The 839-nt window shown below is 71.9% G+C and carries 1 protein-coding gene; it reads left to right on the top strand.

The window, feature by feature from the left end:
* The coding region (locus ACOADB_RS26175; protein WP_378605897.1) for a VWA domain-containing protein at positions 1-839 on the top strand (839 nt) is incomplete at both ends.

Genomic DNA, 839 nt, shown 5'->3' with positions numbered 1-839 from the left:
GCCCGGTCCGCGACAACGCCGAGGCCCTGCTGAGCTTCCGCGACCGCCTGGCCGAGATGCTGGAGTCCGGCGCCATGGATCCGGCCGAGCTGCAGCGGATGGCGGCCGAGATGGTCGGCACGTTCGGCTCGATGCCCGGGCGCGGTCCCGGACTCTCCTCGTGGTCGGCGTACACCGCGCTGCAGCGGGTCGCTCCCCAGGAGCTCGTCGACCGGCTGGTCCAGGGCCTGATGGCCGACGGTGCCGACGAGGAGGACGCCCGCCGGATCGCCAACCGGCGGATCGGTCAGTTCACGGCTCTGGTCGAGAGCGATGCCCGCCGACGGATCGCCGAGGAGAAGGGGCCCGACCACGTCGCCGAGGTGGCGGTACGCCCGAGCATCGACAACCTCGCGTTCATGGCGGCCCGCCGCACGGACCTCGACGAGATGCGCAAGGAGATCTTCCCGCTCGCCCGGCGCCTCGCCACCCGGCTCGCGAAGGAACAGCACTCCCGGCACTCCCGCTCGGCGCCGCTGGACTTCCGGCGGACCGTGCGTGCGTCGATGGCCACCGGCGGCGTACCCATGACCACCCACCACCGGCCCAAGCGACCGCACCGCACCGACCTCGTCGTCCTCTGCGACGTGAGCGGCTCGACCGCCAACTTCGCGCAGTTCACGCTGCTGTTCGTGTTCGCCCTGCGCGAGGTGTTCCAGAGCATGCGGGCCTTCACGTTCATCGACCACGTGCACGAGGTGACCGGGCACTTCCGTCCCGGTGCCGACCCCGTCGACGTCCTCGCCGACCTCGCGGCCAGCGCCAGCCACGCAGCGCTGTGGGGCCGTACCAACTACGGC

This window comes from Nocardioides sp. CPCC 206348 (assembly GCF_048654705.1).
Classification (GTDB): Bacteria; Actinomycetota; Actinomycetes; order Propionibacteriales; family Nocardioidaceae; genus Nocardioides.
The sequence above is the reverse complement of the archived record's forward strand: the minus strand, read 5'-3'. Positions and strand labels throughout refer to the sequence as shown.